The sequence below is a fragment of the Streptomyces sp. NPDC048258 genome (genome assembly GCF_043201995.1).
Taxonomy (GTDB): Bacteria; Actinomycetota; Actinomycetes; order Streptomycetales; family Streptomycetaceae; genus Streptomyces.
Genome location: NZ_JBICZH010000004.1, coordinates 488,481 through 509,791 on the forward strand (window position 1 = coordinate 488,481; position 21,311 = coordinate 509,791).

The following is a 21,311-nucleotide window of genomic DNA, read 5'->3' on the forward strand; positions in this document are numbered from 1 at the left end:
CGCGGAAGCTCAGGCGCGGGGCTTCGCGCGGACGTGCATGCGCTCGCCCTGTCGCCCGAAGAGGCTGAGGATCTCGACGGGCCGCCCGTCCGCGCTGCTGAACCAGTGGGGCACCCGGGTGTCGAACTCGGCGGCCTCGCCGGGGCCGAGGACCAGGTCGTGCTCGGCGAGGACGATGCGCAGGCGGCCGTCCAGCACGTACAGCCACTCGTAGCCCTCGTGGGTACGGAGGTCCGGCTCGCCACCCCGGTCGGTGATGATCATCTTGTACGCCTGGAGGGGGCCCGTGCTCCGGGTGAGGGGGAGGAACGTGCCGCCGCTCGCCAGGGTGCCGGGTTTCAGCCTGACCCGGGGATCCCCCACCTCGGGGGCGTTGACCAGGTCGTCCAGGGGCACGTGGTACGCGCCGGCGAGCGGCAGGAGCAGTTCCAGGCTCGGGCGGCGCTGACCGGACTCCAGCCGGGAAAGGGTGCTCTTGGAAATGCCGGTCACCTCGGACAGCGCGGCCAGGGTGAGCCCGCGCTGGGCACGCAGCCGCTTGAGCCGGGGGCCGACGTCATCGAGGACCGCTCGGTAGGGCGGTGGTGTGTCCATGCCGACATTCCACTCCGCCGTCCCGGAATCGGCAACAAAGTTTGCCGCGACCGCCGGGCGGGCGCACGCTCCCGCGCATGAGCCCACACCGCGATTCCGGACCCGAGCCGATCACCGTACGAGAGGACGGGGCCCCAGCCACAAGTGCCCGCGAGATACCTTCCGTTCGGTGGGTGCTCGCCGGACTCTCCCTGTCCATGCTGCTGTCCTCGCTCGGCACCAGCAGCGCCAATGTCGCCCTGCCGACGCTGGCGCAGGCGTTCACCGCCTCCTTCCAGCAGGTCCAGTGGATCGTCCTCGCCTATCTCCTCGCCGTCACCACCCTCATCGTCAGCGTCGGACGCCTCGGCGACATCATCGGCCGCCGACGGCTGCTGCTGGCCGGCACATCCCTGTTCACGGCCTCCTCGGTGCTGTGCGGATGCGCGCCCACGCTCTGGTGGCTGATCGCCGCCCGCGCGGCGCAGGGCGTCGGGGCGGCCGTCATGATGGCCCTCACCATGGCGTTCGTCGGTGAGACGGTTCCGAAGGCGAGGACCGGCAGCGCCATGGGGCTGCTCGGAACGATGTCCGCGATCGGAACCGCCCTCGGTCCCTCGCTGGGCGGCGTCCTGATCTCCGGACCCGGCTGGAGGGCGATCTTCCTCGTCAACGCACCCCTGGGCATCCTGACCCTGCTGCTCGCCCACCGCCACCTGCCCGCCGACCGCCGCGAACCCGACAAGGACCGGGCCGGCTTCGATCACCTGGGCACGCTGCTGCTCGCCCTGACGCTCGCGGCCTACGCACTGGCCATGACCATGGGGCGCGGCGGTTTCGGTCCGCTCAACACGGCTCTGCTGGCGGCCGCCGCCGTGGGAGTCGGCCTCTTCGTACGCGCCGAGGCGCGGGCGGCATCACCGCTGATCCGACCGGCGATCTTCCGTGAGCCGGCGCTGAGCGCGAGCCTGGCCACGAGCGCGCTCGTCTCGACGGTGATGATGGCCACGCTGGTGGTCGGGCCGTTCTACCTCTCCCGCACGCTCGGGCTCGGCGAGGCCCTGGTCGGACTCGTCCTGTCGGTCGGTCCGCTCGTGGCCGCGCTGACCGGTATGCCGGCCGGTCGCATCGTGGACCGTCTCGGCGCACCGCGCATGGCCCTCGCCGGGCTCACGGCCATGGCGGCCGGTTGCCTGCTGCTGTCCGTGATCCCGGAGACCCTCGGCGTCCTCGGCTACGTGGCCCCCCTCGCGGTCGTCACCGCCGGCTACGCCGTGTTCCAGACGGCCAACAACACGGCCGTCATGTCCGACGTCCGCCCGGATCAGCGGGGCGTCGTCTCCGGCATGCTCAACCTGTCGCGCAATCTCGGGCTCATCACCGGCGCCTCGGTGATGGGCGCCGTGTTCGCGCTCGCCTCGGCGACGGCCGACGTGGCGACGGGGCGTCCCGAGGCCGTTGCCACCGGTATGCGGGTCACGTTCGCGGTCGCGGCGGTACTGGTCGCCGTCGCGCTCGCCCTCGCGGTGGGAGGCCGCGCCCTCACACGACGCGCGTGAGGAACCGGCGGAGGTCGATGATCTCGTAGTCGTCGTCCTGGGCCGCGTCGATGATCCGGGGGAGGGCCTGGGCGTCGAGGACGACGCCGTCGCCGTTGCTGCCCACGTGCATCTGGATGATCGCGCCGGGGGACAGGGCGTCGACGGCCCGCTCGACCGCCTCGTCCACGGTCATGCCGCCCTCCGGGCCGAGGTACCCCTTGGTGTCCGCGGTGAACTCGATCGCCGCGTAGCCGAGGCCGTTGACGTCGGCGACGGAGTCCGCGGTGGTGGCGCTGTAGGGGAAGCGGAAGAAGGGCAGGGGCTCGGCCCCGGATGCGGTACGGATCGCCGCGTCGGCGCGGCGTACCTCGTCCGCCCGGTCCGCGGTGCTCAGGTCGGCGAAGTAGGGGTGGCTGTACGAGTGGTTGCCCAGGCCGTGCGCCGCCGCCATGGCGCGCACCGCCGCGGGGTGGGCATCGGCGAACTGCCCGGTCGGGAAGAACGTGGCGGGCAGCTCGCGGCGCCGCAGTTCGCCGAGCACGGTGTCGATCCCGCTCTCGTCCCACGCGGCGTTGAAGGTGAGGGCCACGACCCGGCGGGACGTGGGCAACCGGCGGATCTCGCTGCCGAGCAGCGCCGCCGGCGGACGCGGGCCGGCCCACGCCTCCGGTCCGGCTCCCGCCTCCGGTACGGCCCACGCCTCCGGTCCGGTTCCCGCCCCCGGTCCGGTGAGCGCGCCGGAGGACCGCGCCCCGCGCCGCGGCGCCGCCTGCGCGCCGGAACCCGGTGCGAGCCCGGCGGCCAGCAGTGCGGTCATCGCGGCGCGTCGTCCCACATCGGCCATCGTCTCTCCCTCTCCGATGCCACGACTATGCGAGAGGGAGCGATGAACCGCCGCGCGGACCGGGCCGGGCACCCGGGTGATCTCCGGGTCAGGACAGGCGCCGGCGCAGGTGGGTCGTCAGGTGGTGCTGCAGGGGCTGCCCCACGGCGGCCATGTCGTGAGTGACCGTCATCTCCTCGCCCTGGAGGGCGTAGTGGCGCCGCGTGCCGGTGACCTCCTTGGCCAGGGGGGTCAGCGCCACGTCCTTGGTCTCGATCTCGATCTCCGTATCGGACACCCGCCCGACGTACGTCTCGACGATGCCGGTGGGGTGGGCGAGTACGACTTCCAGGGACGCGTCCGGCGTCACCCGCCACCACCCGGCCTCGCGCCCCGCCGGGCGGACCGGGGTCCCGGACTCGTCGATCAGCCACGCGCGCGCCTCGTACCGCAGGAAGGGGCGCCCGTCGTGGCTGAAGGTGATCTCCTGCTCGTACCGGAAGTCCTGTTCCAGGGTCGGGTACTCGCCGCGGCCGCGGCCGTGCCAGCGCCCCAGCAGGGGCAGTACGGGCCGCAGCAGGGGGTGCGGATCGGGGCCCTCGCCGAGGACGTGGCTGTCGGGGTACGGATTGTCCTGCGGCGACTCGAACATGTGCACCTTGCCTTGCCTGTCTGCGGATACCACCAGGGTCTGCAGCCTAGGCCGTTCGCTGCCGTCAGGGCCCCGGACCGCCCCGCCCCAGTGGTGGGGGCGGGGCGGTCCGGCCCGGCGGCTACCGGGTCAGCAGGGTGCCCGCGACCGAGGCCGGGACCGGCGCCAGGCCGGCCGGGCGCGTGGTGAAGGCGCCCCGGCCCTGGGTACGGCCGCGCAGCCGGGACGCGTACCCGAAGAGCTCGGCCAGCGGCACGGCCGCGGTGATCACCGCGCTGCCGGACTCGGACGTGGACCCCGAGACCCGGCCGCGGCGCGCCGCGAGATCACCGAGTACTCCGCCCACACCGTCTTCCGGAACGGTCACCGTGACCTCGACGACCGGCTCCAGCAGCTCCACCGTGCTCACGCGCAGCGCCTCGCGCAGCGCGAACCGGCCCGCCGCCCGGAACGCCATCTCCGAGGAGTCCTTGGAATGCGTCGCCCCGTCGGTGAGCGTGACCCGGAGCCCCGTCACCGGGAAGCCCCCGAGGGGGCCCTCCGCGAGGGCGTCCCGGCAGCCCGCCTCCACGGCGCGCGCGTACTCCTGCGGCACACGGCCGCCGACGACCGCCGACCGGAACTCGAAGCCCACCTCCTCCAGCGGCTCGACATCGATGACGACGTGCGCGAACTGGCCCGCGCCACCGTCCTGTTTGACATGCCGGTAGACCAGGCCGGTCACCCCGCGTACGACGGTCTCCCGGTAGGAGACCTGCGGCCGCCCGACGACGACCTCCACCCCGTGGCCGCTGCGGATCTTCTCCACCGCGACCTCCAGATGGAGTTCACCCATCCCCGACAGCACGGTCTGCCCGGTCTCCGGGTCGGACCGCACCACCAGCGAGGGATCCTCCTCGGCGAGCCGCGCCAGCGCGGCCGACAGACGCCCGGTGTCGGAGCTGCGGCGGGCCTCGACCGCCACCGACACCACCGGATCGGCCACCGAGGGCGGTTCGAGGACCACGGGCGCGCCCGGCGCGCACAGGGTCGTGCCCGCCCGGGCGGCCTTCAGCCCGATCACGGCGACGATGTCACCGGCGACCGCCTCCTCCCGCTCCTCGTGCCGGTCGGCCTGCACCCGCAGGATCCGGCCGACCCGCTCCGTACGGCCCGTAGCGGCGTCCAGTACGGACTCGCCCTTGCGGAGCGTGCCCGCGTAGACGCGCAGGTAGGTGAGCCGCCCGGTCGGTGTCGCCGTCACCTTGAAGGCGAGGGCCGCGAACGGCTCCGCCGGATCGGGCGCGCGCTCCTGCTCCGCGCCGTCGGCCGTGCCGCGTACCGGCGGCATGTCGGCGGGCGACGGCAGGTACGCCAGGACCGCGTCCAGCAGCGGCTCGACACCGCGGTTGCGGTACGCCGAGCCGCACAGCACCACCACGCCGTCCCCGCGGAGCGTCAGCTCCCGCAGGGCGCGGGCCAGGGTCCGTCCGGTCAGTGCCGACGTCGCGCAGAACTCCTCCAGGGCGTCCGCGTGGAGCTCGGCCACCGTCTCCTCCAGGAGCCGTCGGCGCCGGTCCGCCTCCTCGCGCAGCGGCTCGGGCACCGGCGCCGTCTCGTACGAGTCGTGGCCGGCGCGCCAGATCAGCGCGCGCATCCCCAGCAGGTCGACGACGCCGGTGAAGGCGTCCTCCTTCCCGATGGGCAGCTGGACCACCAGGGGAACCGCGCCCAGCCGCTCCCGGATCGAGGCGACGGCCGTGTCGAGGTCGGCGCCCGCCCGGTCCAGCTTGTTGACGAAGGCGATCCGCGGCACACCGTGCCGGTCGGCCTGCCGCCACACCGACTCGCTCTGCGGCTCGACTCCGGCGACGGCGTCGAACACCGCGACGGCCCCGTCCAGCACCCGCAGGGACCGTTCGACCTCGTCGGAGAAGTCGACATGGCCCGGGGTGTCGATCAGGTTGACGCGATGTCCGTCCCAGGTGCAGCTGACGGCCGCGGCGAAGATGGTGATGCCGCGGTCGCGTTCCTGGGCGTCGAAGTCGGTGACGGTCGTGCCGTCGTGCACCTCGCCCCGCTTGTGGATGGCACCGGTCGCGAACAGGATGCGCTCGGTGATCGTGGTCTTGCCGGCGTCGACGTGGGCGAGGATGCCCAGGTTCCGGACGGCGGTGGTGGCGGGGGAAGCGGTGGCGAGAGGTCGCCGGTTGGTGCGCATGGCCCGAGGCCTTTCGAAGGATTTCGAAGATGAGGAAGAGGGCAGCGCGATTCCCGGACGCGGTCCCGCCTCGTCCCGCCCCGCGCGGCTGCGCCGCCGCCTGCCCGGCACAAGGCCCGGGCAGGCGGCGTAAAGGAAGCGGGGGAGAAGGGAACTAACAGTGCGTCACGGGCATACGATGACGGCCGCGCAGCCGGCACCGCGCGCCGTGAGACACCGGGATCACGTCGTACCGGGACGGGGGAGCGACGGCGGCTGCGGTGCGGTGGATGCGCATGGCCCGGCTCCCCTTCTCTTCACTCGGCATGAGGCGTGCGACACCGCTCTGTCGGCGGCGCGTACGGCGAGTGTAGTGAGCGGGTCCGGCCGAGGGCACGGCATTTTCCGGGGACCGGAAGCTGCGCCCATATCCATATAAATGGGCACACTCCGGGTAGGTGATTCAGGTCCTCGGCTGCAAGGGGTGTGACATGGCGCGGTTGTGTGTCGACGGTGACGACCTGGTGGTCCGGTTGGCCTGGTGGGAGAGGCCGGCTGCCCGGCGCGGTGACGTACGGGTCCCGCTGGCGACCTTGACCCATGTGGAAGCCACGCGGGACTGGTGGCGCGCCCTGCGCGGCGTACGGGCACGGGGCACGCTCATTCCCGGCGCGCTGTGCCTGGGGAGGTGGCGGCACGCCACCGGAGAGGACTTCGTGGCGGTCCGGCGCACGCATCCCGACGTCGTCTTCGTCGACCTGCGGTCGCCGTCGCCCTTCGCCCGGATCACCGTCAGCGGCCCGCACTCCGAGCGCGTGGCCGCGACCGTGCGGGCGGCCATGGCATGACCGAGGGCCCGGGGGTGATGGATTCCCCGGGCCCGGGGCCGCGTACACCGCGGGGGACGCGGGTGTGTATCTGCGACATCCAGAGAAACGATCCGCCGCCGGTGGGGTTACGGGGTCGACGCCACCGGATCCGCGTGGCGTGACGATCCGGACGCGGAGAGTGTGCGAAGAAAGGTGTCATGGGAGAGAAGAAGACGATCACGGTGTTCGGTGCGACCGGCGCGCAGGGCGGTGGCCTGGTACGGGCGATCCTGGCGGATCGGGAGAGCGACTTCGCGGTCCGGGCCGTGACCCGCCACCCGGAGTCCGGGAAGGCCCGGGAGCTGGAACGGCTCGGCGTGCAGGTGATCCAGGCCGACATGGACGACGAGGCGAGCCTGGGACCGGCCTTCGAGCACGCGTACGGCGCCTACCTGGTCACCAACTTCTGGGACCACATGTCCGCCGAGCGGGAGAAGGCCCAGGCGCTGGCGCTCGCCCAGGCCGCCTCGCATGCCGGGGTCCAGCACGCGATCTGGTCCACGCTGGAGGACACGCGCGAGTGCATCCCGCTGGAGGACACGCGGATGCCCACGCTCCAGGAGCACTACAAGGTGCCGCACTTCGACGGCAAGGCGGAGGCCGACCACTACTTCACCGAGGCGGGCGTACCGACGACCTTCCTGCGGTCCACGTTCTACTGGGAGAACCTGCTCGGCATGTTCCCCCCGCAGCGCGCGGAGGACGGCGCCTTCGAGCTGGTCCTCCCGATGGGCGACAGCAGGCTCTCCGGCATCGCGGTGGACGACATCGGCAGGATCGCCCTGGCCGTGTTCAAGCGCGACACCGACCTCATCGCCGCCACCGTCAGCATCGCCGGCGAACACCTCAAGGTCGCCGACATGGCCTCGGCGCTCTCGGAGACCCTCGGCGAGACCGTGCGGTACCGGCCGGTCACCGCGGACGCCTTCCGGGCGCTGGGCTTCCCGGGCGCCGACGAAACCGGGAACATGTTCCAGTTCTACGCCGACTGCGAGGACCGCTTCACCGCCGCCCGCGACCTCACCGCCGTCCGCGACCTCGATCCCGCCCTCCAGGACTTCCGGACCTGGCTCGCCGCCCACGGCGAGGAGCTGCGCGCCGCGTGGACGTGATTCCCGTAGGTGATTTCCGTGGGCGCGATGCCCGTGGGTACCGGGGTCCCAGGAGTTGCACGGATCTGCAATTGTGGAGGTCGCAAGGTGTGAGGGGACGCGAACCGTCCCCACGGTCGCAGTCGAGGCAGGGGGCCCAGGTGAGCGCACCGCTGTACCAGCTCAAGGCGGAGTTCTTCAAGACGCTCGGCCACCCGGTCCGCATCCGCGTCCTGGAACTCCTCAGCGAACGGGACCACGCCGTCGCCGAGATGCTGCCGGAGGTCGGGGTGGAGGCCGCGAGCCTGTCCCAGCAGCTGGCCGTCCTGCGCAAGGCCAACCTGGTGACCAGCCGCCGCGAGGGCTCCACCGTCTACTACGCGCTCACCAGCCCCCGGATCGCCGAGCTGCTGCGGGTCGCCCGCGGCATCCTCTCCGGCGTCCTGGAAGGCCAGGCCGAACTCCTCGCCGACCTGCGTGCCGCGGGGCCGCCGCGGGGTTGAGTCTCCCGTAGGGGGAGACGGCAAGGTGGGGGCATGGACAGCGACGCGCTCTACTCCATCGGGGAACTGGCCCGGCGGACCGGCCTGACGGTGAAGACCGTCCGGTTCTACTCCGACGAGGGGATCGTGCCGCCGACCGACCGGAGCCCGGCGGGCTACCGGCTGTACGACGCCGACGCGCTCGCCCGGCTGGACCTGGCCCGGACCCTGCGCGATCTCGGGCTCGACCTGGGCACCGTACGGAAGGTACTGGACCGGGAGGTCTCCGTACCGGACGTCGCACGGGCCCATGCCGACGCCCTGGACGTCCAGATCCAGACCCTTCGCCTGCGGCGGGCAGTTCTGCGAGCAGTCGCCCGACGCGGCCCCACCCCCATGGAGTTGAACCTCATGCACCGACTCGCCAAGCTCTCCGAGGCCGAACGGCACCGGCTGGTCAGCGACTTCATCGACGACACCTTCGGCAGCCTCGACGCCAACCCCGAGTTCGTGGCCATGATGCGATCGGCCATGCCCATGCTCCCCGAGGACCCCATGCCCGAACAGGTCGAGGCCTGGGTGGAACTCGCCGAACTCTGCCAGGACACCGGCTTCCGTGAGGCCGTACGCCGCATGGCCGAGTACCAGGCGGAAGAGCGCTCCCAGGGGGACACCGGGGGCCTGCACCACGAACTCAACGAAGCCGTGCGTGAGCGGATCGACGAAGCCCTCGCGGCCGGGATCCTCCCGACCTCCGCCGAGGCGGCGCCGATCACGGACTCCCTGGCCGCCCTCTACGCCCACGCGTTCGAGCGCGCCGACGACGGCGACCTGCGCCGCTGGCTCCTGGCCCGGCTGGAGACCGCCGCCGACCCGCGCGCCGAGCGCTACTGGGAGCTCATCGCCACGATCAACGGCTGGCCGGTGTCGCCGAGCCTCGCCCCGGTGTTCACGTGGTTCACCGCTGCCCTGAGCCGGTACCGGTGAACGGGGGTCGACTCAGCCTTGGCCTTTGATGTGGTCGATGACTTCGGTGAAGGCCTCGGTGGGGGAGAAATCGATGTACTCGCAGTCTTCGAGGGCCACGGGTGTGTGGCCGGGGGGCCAGTAGAACACCTGTCCCGCCTCGTAGATCTCGTCGCCGTCCGGCGTGCGCATCTTGAGCCGCCCCTTGACGAGGTGGCCCCAGTGCGGACAGGGGCAGAGACCGTCGGGCCGCAGACCTTTCAGCGCCGGACCCATGTCCGTGCCCGCAGGGAAGCGGACAAAGGCGACCGACATGTCGCCGCCGATCTCCCGAGTCCGTAGTTCTACGCCTCCGCCTTCGATTGCGACAGGCGTGTCCTCGCGTGTGGTTGCTGTCATGGGGGCCGTCTCCCTTGCTTGGGCGGTCGAGCGCGAGCACATACCTCCACTCCAGCTTGGACCCGCGGCCGGAGCGTCGCGAGAGGGGCGGGCCGGGCACGGCGGGTCCGCCGGGATCGCCGCCGGGAGCGCACGGCATGCTGGGGCGGTGCAGATTCCGCAGCAGGTTCTTCAACCCCCGGGCGCAGCGGGCCGGATGGTGGTGTGCGGCGACGACGGGCTGGCCCGCAGGCTGGCCGCCGAGCTCGGTGAGGTGTACGGGGAGCGGGTGACGCTGGTGGTGCCGCCCGCGAGCGAGCCACCGCTCGCCGTGGGACGGCCCTCGCGGCGCGTGCGCTGGGGACGCATCCCGTCGGCCAGGGCGCTGCGCGCGGCGGCGGACGAGCGGCTTCCGGAGGAGCCGCAGGTCGTGGAGGCCGCGGAGCCGGACGAGGAGGTGCTCGCCGCCGCGGGGGTGGCCGGCGCCGCCGCGCTGGCGCTCGTCTACGAGGACGACGACAGGAACGTACGGGCCGCCCTGGTGGCCCGGCGGCTCAACCCGGGGCTGCGGCTGGTGATCCGGCTCTACAACCGCAAGCTCGGCCAGCACCTCGAGGACCTCCTGGACCAGGCGGCGATCGTCGCCGAACCGGGGCTGGATCCGCGCAAGCGGGACTCCGCCACGACCGTGCTGTCCGACGCCGACACGGCCGCGCCCGCACTGGCCGCGAGCGCGGTCGCGGGGACGAGCAAGGTGGTCCAGGCGGACGGTCTGCTGCTGCGGGCGGTCGAGCGGATGCCTCCGGGCAGGGGCGAGACGGCCGACCCCGGCCTGTGCACCCTCGCGCTGCTGTCCGCGACGTCCACCGACCCGGCCGGCAGCGAGAGTTCCGTGCTCGGCGGCGAACGGGGGCTCCAACTCCTCCCCGACGACCGCGCGGTGGCGGCCGCCACGGGACGCGGCACCGTGGCCCTGGAAGCGGTGGCCCACACGGGCCCGGCGCCGGCGGCGCCACGGCTCGGAGCGGCTTCGCTGCCGGTGGCCTCCTTGTTCTCCCGACGACTGCGCTGGTCGCTGGGCGGCATCGTGGCGGCCGTCACCGCACTCGCCGTGGCGTCCTGGCTGACCACGGGCGATCATCCCCTGCACGCCGCGTACATCACCCTGCTCGACATCTTCGCGATCAACGATCCGGCGGTCGGCGACCCCACACAGCGGCAGGTGCTGCAGATCCTGGCCGGATTCGTCGGCCTGCTCCTCCTGCCGGTCCTGGTGGCGGCCGCGCTCGAAGCGCTGGGGGCGTTCCGCACGGCCACCGTGCTGCGCCGGCCGCCCCGCGGGCTGTCCGGGCACGTGGTGCTGCTGGGGCTGGGCAAGATCGGCGCCCGGGTGCTGGCGCGGCTGCGGGAGCTGGAGATCCCGGTGGTGTGCGTGGAATCGGACCCGCAGGCCCGAGGCGTGGCACTGGCCCGCCGCCTGCGGGTGCCAGTGGTCGTCGGCGACGTCACCGACGAGGGCGTACTGGAGGCCGCCCGCGTCCACCGCGCGCACGCGCTGCTCGCCCTGACCAGCTCGGACACCACCAACCTGGAAGCCGCCCTGTACGCCCGCGGGGTCAAGCCCGATCTGCGGGTCGTGATGCGCCTGTACGAGGACGACTTCGCGACCGCCGTCTACCGCACCCTGAAGGTCGCCCACCCGGACGCCCTCACCCGCAGCCGCAGCGTGACCCACCTCGCCGCCCCCGCCTTCGCCGGGGCGATGATGGGCCGGCAGATCCTCGGCGCCATCGCGGTGGAGCGCCGGGTGCTGCTCTTCGCTGTCGTCGACGTGGCGGGGCACCCGCGACTGGAGGGCCGGACGATCACCGAGTCCTTCCGTCCCGGTGCCTGGCGGGTGATCGCCCTTGACACCGCGTCCCCCGAAGACCGCCGCCCCGACCTGGCGTCCCTCCCCCGCGAGGGAGCGGGCCGCGGTCAGGGGCTGGTGTGGGAGCTGCACCCCGGTTACGTGCTCAAGCCCGAGGACCGGGTCGTGCTGGCCGCCACCCGCCGCGGCCTGGCCGAACTCCTCGGCCGCGCCGGCGCACCTGCCGCACGGCCCTGACGGGCGCTGCACGGCAGGGGATCACGCCGGCCGGCCGGCGAAGACGAGCGGTGCCGCTAGTAGTAATGGCGTCGACCTCCCACCGAGTGGCCGACGGCTCCCAGGATCCACAGGATGGCGCCGACGACGAGCAGGATGACCCCGATGGTCCAGAGGATCGAGATGCCGGTGAGGAAGCCGATGATCAGCAGTATGACGCCAAGGACGATCATGATGTTCTCTCCAATCTCGCAATCGGCTCCTGCCCCGTTTCGGCGGGGGAATGCGCCGCTTCGGAATTCCGCACACGCGGCCGTGTACGGTCCGTACCCGTCCGGCAGCCTGCGGTGTCCGCTCCGCGCGGCCGGGTCGCAGCCGAACCTCCGTGGCAGACTTCTTCCTTGATCACGAGGGCAACGGGCCCGCGTGCACACGGGAATGGGATGAAGTGCGCAAGGCGAGGTGGGCGGCTGCGGCTGCCGGTGTGGTGCTGTTGGTCGCGGGTTGTGGCAGCGAGGGCGGTTCGGACAAGGGTAAGGCGGGTGACGCACCAGCGTCCGGCTCCTCCGCCCCGGCCAAGACGGGGTCGGCCGGCACCCTGGACGCCGCGGCGGTGAAGAAGGAGATCGAGGGCGCGGCCACGGCGGCCGGATTCGCCGAGAAGGCCGGGGACGACGTCCCGGCGGCGCTCAAGTCCTGCATGGTCTCCTGGGCCGCGGACACCAAGAAGGTCACCGACTCGAAGAAGTCCTACGACGACACGGTCGCCGCCCTGACCAAGGGCGGATGGAAGGAATCGCGGACCCTCGACCAGCAGGTCTCGGTCATCAAGACGCTGGACAAGAGCGGCTGGAGCATGAAGGCGAGCCACCACGGCAAGGCGGGCGCCATGCTGATGGTCTCGTTCATGGCCACGGACACCGGCCCCGCCTGCGAGAAGCTGTTCCAGGAAGACCTGGCCAAGAACAAGCAGTAGCCGGCAACACCGGGGCCGGGGGCGCGAGTTCCTGCCCGCGGCCCCGGGCCCCGGCTCCGCAGCGCGTCGGCCGGCGCCGCCGGGATGACGTGGTTCCGGCCATACAAAGCGGAGAAATTTTCTAGAACTAGACTCCAAATCGACGCGGCGCCTGGTCCACACTCGGCCCATGGACCACAATCCGCTCCGAGCATCCTCGACGAGACCGCTCTTATCCGCCCGGCTGCTGCGCGCGAAGGCGGCGGTCCTCGCCCTGGCGGCCGCCGTGCTCCTGCTGGGCACACCACCCGTACACGCCGCCCCCCAGGGCCCGCCCGTCATGACGGACGGGTCCGGCCTGACCCAGGTCTCCGCCGTGACCGGGACCGGGACCAACTTCGTGGTCACCGTCTCCACCCCCGAGGTCGCGGGCGAGCACCGCATCCGGATCCTGCTGCCCGGCGACTACGCGGCCGACCCGGCCAAGCGCTACCCGGTCCTCTACTTCTTGCACGGCGCGTCCGACGACCCCGGGAACCCCGCACTGGCCTACCCCGCGCTCACTGCAGCCCAGTCGATGATCACGGTCATCCCGGATGGAGGCCTCCGGGGCTGGTACGCCAACTGGCTCGACCAGAAGACCGCCGCGGGGGCGCAGAACTGGGAGAACTTCCACATCAACCAGGTGATCCCCTTCATCGACGCCAACCTGCGCACCGTCACCGGCAAGCAGGGCCGCGCCGTCGCGGGCATCTCCATGGGCGGATTCGGCGCCCTGCACTACGCCCAGCGCCACCCCGACCTGTTCAGCCAGGTCGCCACCCTCTCCGGCGCCAACGACCTGTCCAGGAACCACGCGGTCACCCGCGCGGCCGTCGTCGCCACCCTGACCAACATCGGTGCCCCGCTGTGCGGTTCCAGCTCCGACTCCAGCTGCAACCTCGAGTTCGGGCCCGCGGTCTCCAGCGACGCCATATTCGGCACCCCGTACCCGGTGTTCGACGCCGACTGGCGCTGGAACGCGGCGGATCCCACGGCGCACATGGCAGCCCTGGAAGGCATGGGCATCGCCGTCTACACCGGCAACGGCAACGGCAACCAGGCCGACTTCGAGTTCTGGGCCGAGTCGGCGGCGCGGCACGCCAAGGACCGCCTGGACGCGCTCGGATTCCCGTACCACTACGTGAACTACGGCAACGGCTCCGGCTGGGGCGAGAACTGCCGAGGCGGCCACACCAGCGGCTGCTGGAGCCAGGACCTCGTGGACTACGTCCCGCGCCTGGAGGCGGCGTTCGCCGCAGGCGCGGCCGCATGACGGTCCGCCTCACTCCGGCCACTCCGGCCACTCCGGCCACCCCTTCGCGACCGACACGAAAGGTCCCACCCATGACCTCGACCCCGGCCCGGGCGCAGGAACGCTCCACGGCCTTCCTGCGCATGCTCGCCGCCGCCCTGGCGACGTGCTGCGTCGCCCTGGGCATCATGGCCTCCCCCCTGGCGGCGGCCACCGCCCACGCGGACGAGACCTGTGGCTCCCCGCTCCAGTGCGTGAGCCTCACGTCCGTCAGCAACGGTCGCCAGCTCGACGTACAGAACGGCTCGCGTGACGACGGGGCGTACATCGTCACCAACTCCGCGCCCGGCTACCACCAGTCCTGGAACCTGAACGTCGACCCGGCGGACTTCAGCTTCACCATCGTCAACGGCACCACGGGCAAGTGCATCGACCTCAGCTGGCCCGCGCTGCGGCAGCAGACCTGCCGCGGTCAGAAGAGCCAGAAGTGGTACTTCCAGCCGGTGGCGGGCTCCACCACCGCTTTCATGATCCGCAACGAGAGCGACAACTCCTGCCTCGACCTCATCGGCAACGCCCAGTACGACGACGCCTGGACCGGAAAGTCCAACTGCCACGCCGGCGTCAACCAGCGGTGGAGCACGAACTCAGCGGCCGCCTTCAACCTGGCCGTGGACCACGGCGCCCGGACCTGCCAGAAGGACCCCTCCAGCTGCTCCTGGGCGGTGAAGAGCGAGGCCCCCGCCGCGCCCCTGCCGAAGGTCTGCGCCTCCGCGGTCTGGTACAACAACTCCGGCTCCCCGGTCGCCCAGACCTTCTCGGTCACCAAGACCACCGGCTGGCAGAGCAGCATCACGACCCAGCTGTCGACGGACCTCAGCGCGGGCGTCGCCCCGGCACTGATGACGAGGATCAGCTCCAGCCTGTCGTTCACCAACGTCTGGCAGGGCTCCACGAGCGTCGGCGACGCCATCCAGGTGTCCGTCCCGCCCGCGCAGTACGGATGGGTGACCCTGTCCGTGCTGGCGAAGAAAGTGACCGGCAACTGGACGTTCGACGCGCGCGGATTCCCCTGGAAGGCCGACGACACCATCACCGTCCCCGTGAAGGACGACCCGACCGGCGGTGCGACCCTCTACATCGCCAACACCAGCCCGAACTTCACCACGTGCGCCTGATCCCGGCCGCGCCGCCGTTCCCGGGCGGGCGCTGACCACCGTCCGCCTCCTGTCGCCCGGACCCGCCGGGCGACAGGGGGTGAGGGCCAGCCACGAGAACCGGCTGTCGCGATCGGCTTGTTGACCCCTGGTCGTCAGTCGATCAGCATGCTCGCATGGCCATCTCCGGACTCCCCGCCGACAACCGTGAGTCGAGCCCCTACACCGGCTACACGCGGGAGCACTGGGAGGCGGCCGCGGACGGACTGCTGCGTGCCGCCTGGCGGTGGGCCACCCCGGGCGGGGCCCTGCTCGACCTGCCGGGACCGCCCTCGGCCTCCGGATCACGCTCCGACGGGTTGGAAGGGTACGCCCGTACCTTCCTCGCCGCCGCCTTCCGCGTCGCCGGAGCGGACGGCAAGGACCCGTACGGCCTGCTCGACCGCTACGCGGACGGGCTGGCGGCCGGCACCCGCACCCCGGGCCGCGACGACGCGGAATCCTGGCCGGTCATCCGCGATCTGCACGTCCAGGGCCAGCCGATGGTCGAATCGGCATCCGTGGCCCTCGGACTGCGGCTGACCCGGCCCTGGCTGTGGGACCGCCTGGACAGCGGCGTACAGGACCGGGCCGAGGAGTGGCTGCGCGGGGCCCTGCGCCATGTGCCCTCCCCGAACAACTGGTACCTCTTCCCCTTCACCGTGGCCGGATTCCTGGAGTCGGTGGGGCGCGGCGACGCGGAGACAGCCCGGGCGCGCCGCCGCGGCCTCGACCTCCTGGAGAGCTGGTACAGGGGCCAGGGCTGGTACGCCGACGGAGACGGCCGCTCCTTCGACCACTACAACGGCTGGGCCCTGCACCTGTACCCCGTACTCGACGCCCATCTCGCCGGAGCCACCGGACCGGCCGGCCGCGAGCCGCGGGCGCCGCACGGCGACCGGTTGCACGCGCACCTGGACAGCTTCTCCCTGCTCTTCGGCGCCGACGGCGCACCCCTCTACTTCGGGCGCTCCCTGACCTACCGCTTCGCCGCCGCGGCCGCCGTCGGCCTCGGCGCGGTCACCGGGCACACCCCGCTCCCGCCCGGCACCTCACGCCGGCTGCTGAGCGGATCGCTGCGCTACTTCCTCGACCGGGGCGCCGTCGGCGCCGACGGACTGCTCAGCCTGGGCTGGCACGGCGCGCACGCGGCGACGCTGCAGCCCTACTCCGGGCCGGCGTCCCCGTACTGGGCGTCCAAGGCCTTCGTCTGCCTGCTCGCCCCCGCCGGCCATCCCCTGTGGACGGCGACGGAGGAGGCCGCTCCCGGTGAGCGGGAGGACCGGGTCCTCGCCCTGCCGGGACCGGGCCTGCTGGTCCAGGCAACCCGCGCCGACGGGATCGTACGTCTGCACAACCACGGCAGCGACCACGTCGGCCCGGACCAGGCCGAGTCGGCGGCGGACGAGGACCCGCTCTACGCCCGCCAGGCCTACTCGACCCGTACCGGCCCCACGGCGCGCGGCAACCCGCCGGACAACCATCTCGCCGTGGTCGTGGCCGGGGTACGCAGTGCCCGGCGCCGTATCCACCCGCTCGGGGCCGGGCACGGCGACGGCTGGGGCTGGGCGGCCTCCTGGCACCGGCCGGTCTTCACGGGCGCGACCCCTTCCGTGCCGGGACTGCGCGTGGACAGCGTCACCGTGGTCAGGGGCCGCCACGAACTGCGGGCGCACCGGGTCCAGGGCGCTCCGGCCGGGTCCCGCGTGGAGCAGACCGGCTGGGCCACCGGCCCCGACGAACCGGTCCGGTCCGCGCTCCACCCGTTGCACGGCTGGGACACCCAGGACGAGGCCCGGGCGCCCGCGGGCACGGCCTTCACACCGTGGGCCCGCGTGCCGCGTCTCACGGCCGAGGCGGAGGGAACCGCCCTGTACGCGGCGCTGGCCACGCTCACGGCGGAGCCCGGGCCGGAGCCGGGCCAGCCGGCCGCGGCGGTCACGGAGGCGAGCGCGGACGCGGGCGTGGACGGCGGCGTCATCGAGGTGCGGTGGGCGGACGACGGATCCCGGACCCGGATCGCCTTCGGGCCCGTCGCCGTGGAACACCTGCCCCCCTCAGGGCCCAGGGGGTGTCTTGCCGATTAGGCCGGGATCGCGGTGTCCGGCACCGCGCCTCGCCGCGTTCTCGTCGGTCGCCGACGTCCCCCAGCTACCGCTGGGAGGTGCCCCCACCGCGTCGACTCTCCCCCAGACTCCGTCCGGGGGGACCCCCATCCTCGGCCTTGCGATGCACGGCACCAGACACCGCTCCCTGATCCGGCCCGACCGACAAGACACCCCCTAGCCGCCCGGTGACATGAGGTGCGTCGTGAACCAGTCGCGGGCGAGGCCGGCCACCGCGTCCAGCGTTCCCGGCTCCTCGAACAGGTGCGTGGCGCCGGGGACGATCTCGAGCCGGTTCTCGCAGTGCAGCTGAGCCTGGGCCTGCCGGTTGAGGTCGAGCACGGTCGTGTCGCGGCCGCCCACGATGAGGAGCGTCGGCGCCCGTACGCCTGCGAGCCGTGTGCCGGCGAGGTCGGGACGGCCGCCGCGGGAGACCACGGCGCCCACGTCGGCTCGGGCGTCCGCGTCGGCGGACGCGGCCCACAGCGCCGCGGCGGCCCCGGTGCTCGCCCCGAAGTAGCCGATGGGGAGGTCGGCCTCGCGGCGCCGCAGCCAGGCCGTGGTCTCCGTCAGACGCCGGGCCAGGGTCTCGATGTCGAAGACGTTCGCCCGGTCGGCCTCTTCCGCCGGTGTGAGCAGGTCGAAGAGCAGGGTGCCCAGGCCCGCCTGCCGCAGGGCCGCCGCCACCGACCGGTTGCGCGGGCTGCGGCGGCTGCTGCCGGAGCCGTGGGCGAAGACGACGACCGCGCCGACGTCCGGCGGCAGGACGAGATCACCGGCCAGCCCGACGCCGCCCGCGTCCACCTCGACCTCCGACTCCACCTCCGGCCCGCGGGGTGCGGGGCGGTCCGCGGCCTGTGCTGCCTGTGCCAGCAGGGAGACGACCTCCTCGTCAGGGGTCTGGGAGAAGTCCTGGTACCACTGGCCGACGGCGGAGAACCCGCGGGGCGTGGACAGGCACACCACCTCGTCCGCCACGGTGCGCAGCCAGGCGACCGCGTCCGGTGGCGCCACCGGCACGGCCATCACCACGCGCGCCGCGCCCAGCGCCCGCACCACCTGGCAGGCTGCCGCGGCCGTGGCGCCGGTCGCGATCCCGTCGTCGACGACGACCGCGGTCCGGCCGTCGAGCGGCACGCGCGTCCGGCCGGCGCGGAACCTTCCGGCCTGCCGTGCGAGCTCCGCCTCCTCGGCGCGCTCCACCGCCGCCAGGTCCTCCCTCCGGACCCGGCTGCGGGCCACGATGTCCTCGCTGATGACCCGCACGCCGCCCTCGCCGATGGCGCCGAATCCCAGCTCGCGGTGGTAGGGCACCCCGAGCTTGCGGACCACGATCACATCGAGCGGGGCTCCGAGGGCCCGCGCCACCTGGAAGGCCACCGGGACCCCGCCGCGCGGCAGGCCCAGGACGACGGGGCCCTCCCGCGCCAGGTGACGGAGCACTTCGGCAAGGCGCCGGCCGGCGTCCGCGCGATCGGCGAAGAACACGGTGGTGCACCCCCAGACGAGGGGAGACGGGAACCACGTACGCACCTACTTCGAAACAACCCCAGATACGGGTTCTCCGCAAATCGGCGGCGGCCCCCGGGACGGACCCGGGAGGAGTCGTCGATCACGGCGTCGATAACCTCCCGCCATGACGACCCCACGCAGTAGAGCCGAGATCTTTGTCGGCCCCGAGGAGGACGGCCGGTTCCGCGGCCCCGCGACGGGTGACGAGCGGAGCATGCTGGTCGGCTTCCTGGCGGATCAGCGCGCGACCCTGGTGATGAAGTGCGCCGGGCTGGAGGCGGAGTTGTCCCGGCGGTCGGTGGAGCCGTCGACGCTCTCGCTGCTGGGCCTGGTCCGGCACCTCGCCGACGTGGAGCGCCGCTGGTTCCGGCAGGTTCTGGCCCGTCAGGACGTGGCTCCCCGCTTCTCCTCGGAGGCCGATCCCGACGGGGACTTCGACGGGGTGGAGCCCGGGGATGCCGAGGCGGTCCGCGCGGCCTGGGAGGCGTGGCGGGCCGAAGTGGCGTTCGCCGACCGCTTCGTCGCCGAAGCGCCCGACCTCGATGTCGAGGGCGACGACGCGTGGCGCGGAAGGGTGTCGCTGCGGTGGGTACTCATCCACCTGGTCGAGGAGTACGCCCGGCACAACGGACACGCGGACCTGCTGCGCGAGCGGATCGACGGAGCGATAGGCGTGTGAGCGGCGGTCGGGCGGCGGTCGGGCGGCGGCGTGAGCGGCCGGGCCGGACGACGGACGGACGCGCGCGCCCGGCCGGTCGACTGCCGCCCGGCCGGGCGCGCTGCGTGCGTGGGCGAGGGAGCTCCGGTCAGAGCTCCTCGTCGCTCAGGTCCTCCTTGTCGCGCATCTGGTCTTCCTCGCGCCGACGCTTCATTTCGTCGGGGCCCTTCCCACCGGGGGAGGGCCGGCTCGGCTCGGGGTGAACCGGGTCCTGGCCGGGGCGCATCAAGCGCTCCTGCTCCTCGCGGCCCTTGCCCGGTTCCTGGCGCTTGGCCTTGCTACCGCCCATGAAGGTCACTCCTCGGATGCGTGTGGAAGGGGTCGTGCTCCACCACGCTGACACGGAAGGCAGCCGCACGCTCCTTTTGGTCACCCGATGCCGAAATGGGAGACGCGGGGGACCATGAGTACCTACCGCATCGAACGGACGGGCCGCCATGACCTCCGTGAGCAAGGGAAGCCCGGGCCTCTTCACCGCGCGGGACCGCGCCGTCATCGCCGCGGCCGCCCTCTCCATGCTGCTGGTGGAGATGGACTGGTTCGCCCTCAACCTGATGCTCCCGGTGATCGCCGACGAGTTCGGCACACCGGCGACCGACCTGCAGTGGCTGGTGAGCGGCTACATGCTGGCACTGGGCGCGCTGATGATCGTCGGCGGGCGGGCCGCCGATCTGCTGGGCAGGCGCCGGGTGCTCGTGTGGGGGCTGGTGGGCTTCGCCGCGCTGTCCTTGGTGTGCAGCGCTGCCCAGGACGTGGGGTGGCTGATCGCCGGCCGGGTCGTCCAGGGGGCCGCCGCTGCGTTCGTCTTCCCGGTGGCCGTGGCCGTCGTCACCGCGTACTTCCGGGACGACCGCCAGGGCAGGGCGGTGGCCACGGTGCTCGCGTTCAGTGCCATCGGGATTGCGCTGGGACCCTTCGTGGGCGGCGCGTTCGCCGAGCACGTGAGCTGGCGCGCCGTCTTCCTGCTGAACGTGCCCGTCTGCGTCCTGGCAGCCGTGCTGATGCTGCGCTTTGTGACGGAGACGCGTGACGAGCAGGCGGTGCGCGGGCTCGACGTTCCCGGCGTCGTCACCCTCGCGGGTGGCATCACCGGCATCATGCTCGCCGTGGACCAGGGCGCGCACTGGGGATGGGCCTCGCCGCCCACCCTGCTCTGTCTGGGCGGGGGCGCCGCGCTGCTGGCCGCCTTCGCCGTGATCGAGCGCCGGACCGCCGAGCCCCTGCTGGACCTCGGGCTGCTGCGCAACGGCCCGTTCGTCCTCGTCACGGCGGCCGGTTCCGTGTCCAACGTCGTGTACTGCCTGGTCGCGGTGCTGTCCGCGCTGTACCTGCAGCAGGTCCGGGGGCTTTCGCCGCTGGAGTCGGGGCTGGTGTTCCTCGCGCTGTCCTGCGGAGCCGGGGCCGCCAGCTACTGGTCGGGACCGCTGGCCCGGCGGTGGCGGCCGGAGTCGCTCATGGCCGCCGGGATGCTGCTGAGCGGGGTCAGCCTGCTCGCCCTCACCTGGGCCACACCCCTCGCCCTGTACACGGCGATCTTCGCGCTCGTCGGCATCGGGGTGGGCCTCGGCTGGGCGCTGACCCAGGTGGCGACCCAGTCCTACGTCCCCGCCTCCCGCCTCGCGGCGGCATCCGGCTTCGTCCTCACCTCGATGGTGCTGTTGGGCGCCGTGGCGGTCGCCGTGGCAGCCACCGCGCTCGAAGCGGTCAGCGGTTCCGCCGCCGGCGCGGCCGCCGACGGGCCGGCGACCGAGGCGGTCCTACGGGTGGCGGCCGCCCTGTCCCTCGCGGGCGCGGCCGCCCTGGCCGCACTGGCCCGGCCGCGGCCTGGGAGAGCCGAGAAGCGGCTGCATCCCGGTGGAGGCAACGGGCGCGTGCAGCATGGCTGAGGGAT

At 72.8% G+C, this 21,311-nt stretch carries 20 protein-coding genes; 12 read left to right on the forward strand and 8 right to left on the reverse strand.

Going from position 1 to position 21,311, the window contains the following annotated elements:
* Window positions 1-9: 9 nt before the first annotated feature.
* Window positions 10-594 carry a helix-turn-helix domain-containing protein gene (locus ACGFYQ_RS12900; protein ID WP_393742967.1) on the reverse strand — a complete coding sequence of 195 codons (585 nt, stop codon included), beginning with the start codon at window positions 592-594 and terminating at the stop codon, window positions 10-12.
* A gap of 77 nt (window positions 595-671) precedes the next feature.
* On the opposite strand from ACGFYQ_RS12900, the gene ACGFYQ_RS12905 reads away from it, so the two are divergent.
* Window positions 672-2,132, forward strand: a complete 1,461-nt coding sequence (locus ACGFYQ_RS12905) for an MFS transporter (RefSeq protein WP_393742969.1) — start codon at window positions 672-674, stop codon at window positions 2,130-2,132.
* Here ACGFYQ_RS12905 and ACGFYQ_RS12910 read toward each other — a convergent pair.
* The 3 genes from ACGFYQ_RS12910 to fusA form a co-directional block, all read right to left on the reverse strand.
* Entirely contained in the window at window positions 2,116-2,958 is an 843-nt protein-coding gene (locus ACGFYQ_RS12910; RefSeq protein WP_393742971.1) for a polysaccharide deacetylase family protein, read from the reverse strand. The genes ACGFYQ_RS12905 and ACGFYQ_RS12910 overlap by 17 nt on opposite strands.
* A gap of 88 nt (window positions 2,959-3,046) precedes the next feature.
* A complete protein-coding gene (locus ACGFYQ_RS12915) occupies window positions 3,047-3,589 on the reverse strand; it encodes an FABP family protein (protein ID WP_393742973.1) in 543 nt (180 codons plus the stop codon).
* Between the two features lie 121 nt (window positions 3,590-3,710).
* Window positions 3,711-5,789, reverse strand: coding sequence for an elongation factor G (fusA, locus tag ACGFYQ_RS12920; RefSeq protein WP_393742975.1), 2,079 nt, complete (start codon window positions 5,787-5,789; stop codon window positions 3,711-3,713).
* A 470-nt stretch (window positions 5,790-6,259) separates the two neighbouring features.
* On the opposite strand from fusA, the gene ACGFYQ_RS12925 reads away from it, so the two are divergent.
* The 4 genes from ACGFYQ_RS12925 (at window position 6,260) to ACGFYQ_RS12940 (ending at window position 9,197) form a co-directional block, all read left to right on the forward strand.
* Entirely contained in the window at window positions 6,260-6,616 is a 357-nt protein-coding gene (locus tag ACGFYQ_RS12925) for a hypothetical protein (RefSeq protein ID WP_393742977.1), read from the forward strand.
* 179 nt (window positions 6,617-6,795) lie between these two features.
* Window positions 6,796-7,749 carry an NmrA/HSCARG family protein gene (locus ACGFYQ_RS12930; protein ID WP_393742979.1) on the forward strand — a complete coding sequence of 318 codons (954 nt, stop codon included), beginning with the start codon at window positions 6,796-6,798 and terminating at the stop codon, window positions 7,747-7,749.
* A 140-nt stretch (window positions 7,750-7,889) separates the two neighbouring features.
* The gene (locus tag ACGFYQ_RS12935) at window positions 7,890-8,231 is read left to right on the forward strand and encodes an ArsR/SmtB family transcription factor (protein WP_393742981.1); all 342 of its coding nucleotides are present in this window, start codon (window positions 7,890-7,892) and stop codon (window positions 8,229-8,231) included.
* 33 nt (window positions 8,232-8,264) lie between these two features.
* A complete protein-coding gene (locus ACGFYQ_RS12940; protein WP_393742984.1) occupies window positions 8,265-9,197 on the forward strand; it encodes a MerR family transcriptional regulator in 933 nt (310 codons plus the stop codon).
* 12 nt (window positions 9,198-9,209) lie between these two features.
* On the opposite strand, the gene ACGFYQ_RS12945 is transcribed toward ACGFYQ_RS12940, so the two are convergent.
* Window positions 9,210-9,575: a hypothetical protein gene (locus ACGFYQ_RS12945; protein WP_393742986.1), complete on the reverse strand. Its 366-nt coding sequence runs from the start codon at window positions 9,573-9,575 to the stop codon at window positions 9,210-9,212.
* 196 nt (window positions 9,576-9,771) lie between these two features.
* Here ACGFYQ_RS12945 and ACGFYQ_RS12950 point away from each other — a divergent pair, with 196 nt between their 5' ends.
* A complete protein-coding gene (locus ACGFYQ_RS12950) occupies window positions 9,772-11,661 on the forward strand; it encodes a potassium channel family protein (protein ID WP_393743295.1) in 1,890 nt (629 codons plus the stop codon).
* A 56-nt stretch (window positions 11,662-11,717) separates the two neighbouring features.
* Here the strand turns inward: ACGFYQ_RS12950 and ACGFYQ_RS12955 are convergent, their stop codons facing one another.
* Window positions 11,718-11,873 carry a DUF6131 family protein gene (locus ACGFYQ_RS12955; RefSeq protein ID WP_393742988.1) on the reverse strand — a complete coding sequence of 52 codons (156 nt, stop codon included), beginning with the start codon at window positions 11,871-11,873 and terminating at the stop codon, window positions 11,718-11,720.
* Between the two features lie 215 nt (window positions 11,874-12,088).
* Between ACGFYQ_RS12955 and ACGFYQ_RS12960 the strand changes: the two genes are divergently transcribed.
* The 4 genes from ACGFYQ_RS12960 to ACGFYQ_RS12975 all read left to right on the forward strand — a co-directional run bounded on the left by ACGFYQ_RS12960 (window position 12,089) and on the right by ACGFYQ_RS12975 (window position 17,172).
* Window positions 12,089-12,616 (forward strand): hypothetical protein, encoded by a 528-nt coding sequence (locus tag ACGFYQ_RS12960; RefSeq protein ID WP_393742992.1) that lies wholly within the window; start codon window positions 12,089-12,091, stop codon window positions 12,614-12,616.
* A 169-nt stretch (window positions 12,617-12,785) separates the two neighbouring features.
* Entirely contained in the window at window positions 12,786-13,910 is a 1,125-nt protein-coding gene (locus ACGFYQ_RS12965) for an alpha/beta hydrolase (protein ID WP_393742994.1), read from the forward strand.
* A 71-nt stretch (window positions 13,911-13,981) separates the two neighbouring features.
* Window positions 13,982-15,067: an RICIN domain-containing protein gene (locus tag ACGFYQ_RS12970; protein WP_393742996.1), complete on the forward strand. Its 1,086-nt coding sequence runs from the start codon at window positions 13,982-13,984 to the stop codon at window positions 15,065-15,067.
* A 155-nt stretch (window positions 15,068-15,222) separates the two neighbouring features.
* Complete coding sequence (locus tag ACGFYQ_RS12975) at window positions 15,223-17,172, forward strand: DUF2264 domain-containing protein (protein ID WP_393742998.1); 1,950 nt, start codon at window positions 15,223-15,225, stop codon at window positions 17,170-17,172.
* Window positions 17,173-17,367: 195 nt separating this feature from the next.
* Here ACGFYQ_RS12975 and ACGFYQ_RS12980 read toward each other — a convergent pair whose 3' ends face one another.
* Entirely contained in the window at window positions 17,368-18,678 is a 1,311-nt protein-coding gene (locus tag ACGFYQ_RS12980) for an alpha/beta family hydrolase (protein WP_393743000.1), read from the reverse strand.
* A gap of 148 nt (window positions 18,679-18,826) precedes the next feature.
* On the opposite strand from ACGFYQ_RS12980, the gene ACGFYQ_RS12985 reads away from it, so the two are divergent.
* Window positions 18,827-19,381, forward strand: coding sequence for a DinB family protein (locus ACGFYQ_RS12985; RefSeq protein ID WP_393743002.1), 555 nt, complete (start codon window positions 18,827-18,829; stop codon window positions 19,379-19,381).
* A gap of 127 nt (window positions 19,382-19,508) precedes the next feature.
* Here ACGFYQ_RS12985 and ACGFYQ_RS12990 read toward each other — a convergent pair whose 3' ends face one another.
* Entirely contained in the window at window positions 19,509-19,709 is a 201-nt protein-coding gene (locus tag ACGFYQ_RS12990; protein WP_393743004.1) for a hypothetical protein, read from the reverse strand.
* A 157-nt stretch (window positions 19,710-19,866) separates the two neighbouring features.
* On the opposite strand from ACGFYQ_RS12990, the gene ACGFYQ_RS12995 reads away from it, so the two are divergent.
* A complete protein-coding gene (locus tag ACGFYQ_RS12995) occupies window positions 19,867-21,306 on the forward strand; it encodes an MFS transporter (protein WP_393743006.1) in 1,440 nt (479 codons plus the stop codon).
* Window positions 21,307-21,311 lie beyond the last annotated feature (5 nt).

Coding starts and splice junctions, on each gene's coding strand:
- ACGFYQ_RS12965 (WP_393742994.1), top strand. CDS start 12,786: ATGGACCACAATCCGCTCCGAGCATCCTCGACGAGACCGCTCTTATCC.
- ACGFYQ_RS12975 (WP_393742998.1), top strand. CDS start 15,223: ATGGCCATCTCCGGACTCCCCGCCGACAACCGTGAGTCGAGCCCCTAC.
- ACGFYQ_RS12985 (WP_393743002.1), top strand. CDS start 18,827: ATGACGACCCCACGCAGTAGAGCCGAGATCTTTGTCGGCCCCGAGGAG.
- ACGFYQ_RS12910 (WP_393742971.1), bottom strand. CDS start 2,958: ATGGCCGATGTGGGACGACGCGCCGCGATGACCGCACTGCTGGCCGCC.
- ACGFYQ_RS12945 (WP_393742986.1), bottom strand. CDS start 9,575: ATGACAGCAACCACACGCGAGGACACGCCTGTCGCAATCGAAGGCGGA.
- ACGFYQ_RS12915 (WP_393742973.1), bottom strand. CDS start 3,589: ATGTTCGAGTCGCCGCAGGACAATCCGTACCCCGACAGCCACGTCCTC.
- ACGFYQ_RS12925 (WP_393742977.1), top strand. CDS start 6,260: ATGGCGCGGTTGTGTGTCGACGGTGACGACCTGGTGGTCCGGTTGGCC.
- ACGFYQ_RS12950 (WP_393743295.1), top strand. CDS start 9,772: ATGGTGGTGTGCGGCGACGACGGGCTGGCCCGCAGGCTGGCCGCCGAG.
- fusA (WP_393742975.1), bottom strand. CDS start 5,789: ATGCGCACCAACCGGCGACCTCTCGCCACCGCTTCCCCCGCCACCACC.
- ACGFYQ_RS12940 (WP_393742984.1), top strand. CDS start 8,265: ATGGACAGCGACGCGCTCTACTCCATCGGGGAACTGGCCCGGCGGACC.
- ACGFYQ_RS12905 (WP_393742969.1), top strand. CDS start 672: ATGAGCCCACACCGCGATTCCGGACCCGAGCCGATCACCGTACGAGAG.
- ACGFYQ_RS12955 (WP_393742988.1), bottom strand. CDS start 11,873: ATGATCGTCCTTGGCGTCATACTGCTGATCATCGGCTTCCTCACCGGC.
- ACGFYQ_RS12900 (WP_393742967.1), bottom strand. CDS start 594: ATGGACACACCACCGCCCTACCGAGCGGTCCTCGATGACGTCGGCCCC.
- ACGFYQ_RS12970 (WP_393742996.1), top strand. CDS start 13,982: ATGACCTCGACCCCGGCCCGGGCGCAGGAACGCTCCACGGCCTTCCTG.
- ACGFYQ_RS12930 (WP_393742979.1), top strand. CDS start 6,796: ATGGGAGAGAAGAAGACGATCACGGTGTTCGGTGCGACCGGCGCGCAG.
- ACGFYQ_RS12990 (WP_393743004.1), bottom strand. CDS start 19,709: ATGGGCGGTAGCAAGGCCAAGCGCCAGGAACCGGGCAAGGGCCGCGAG.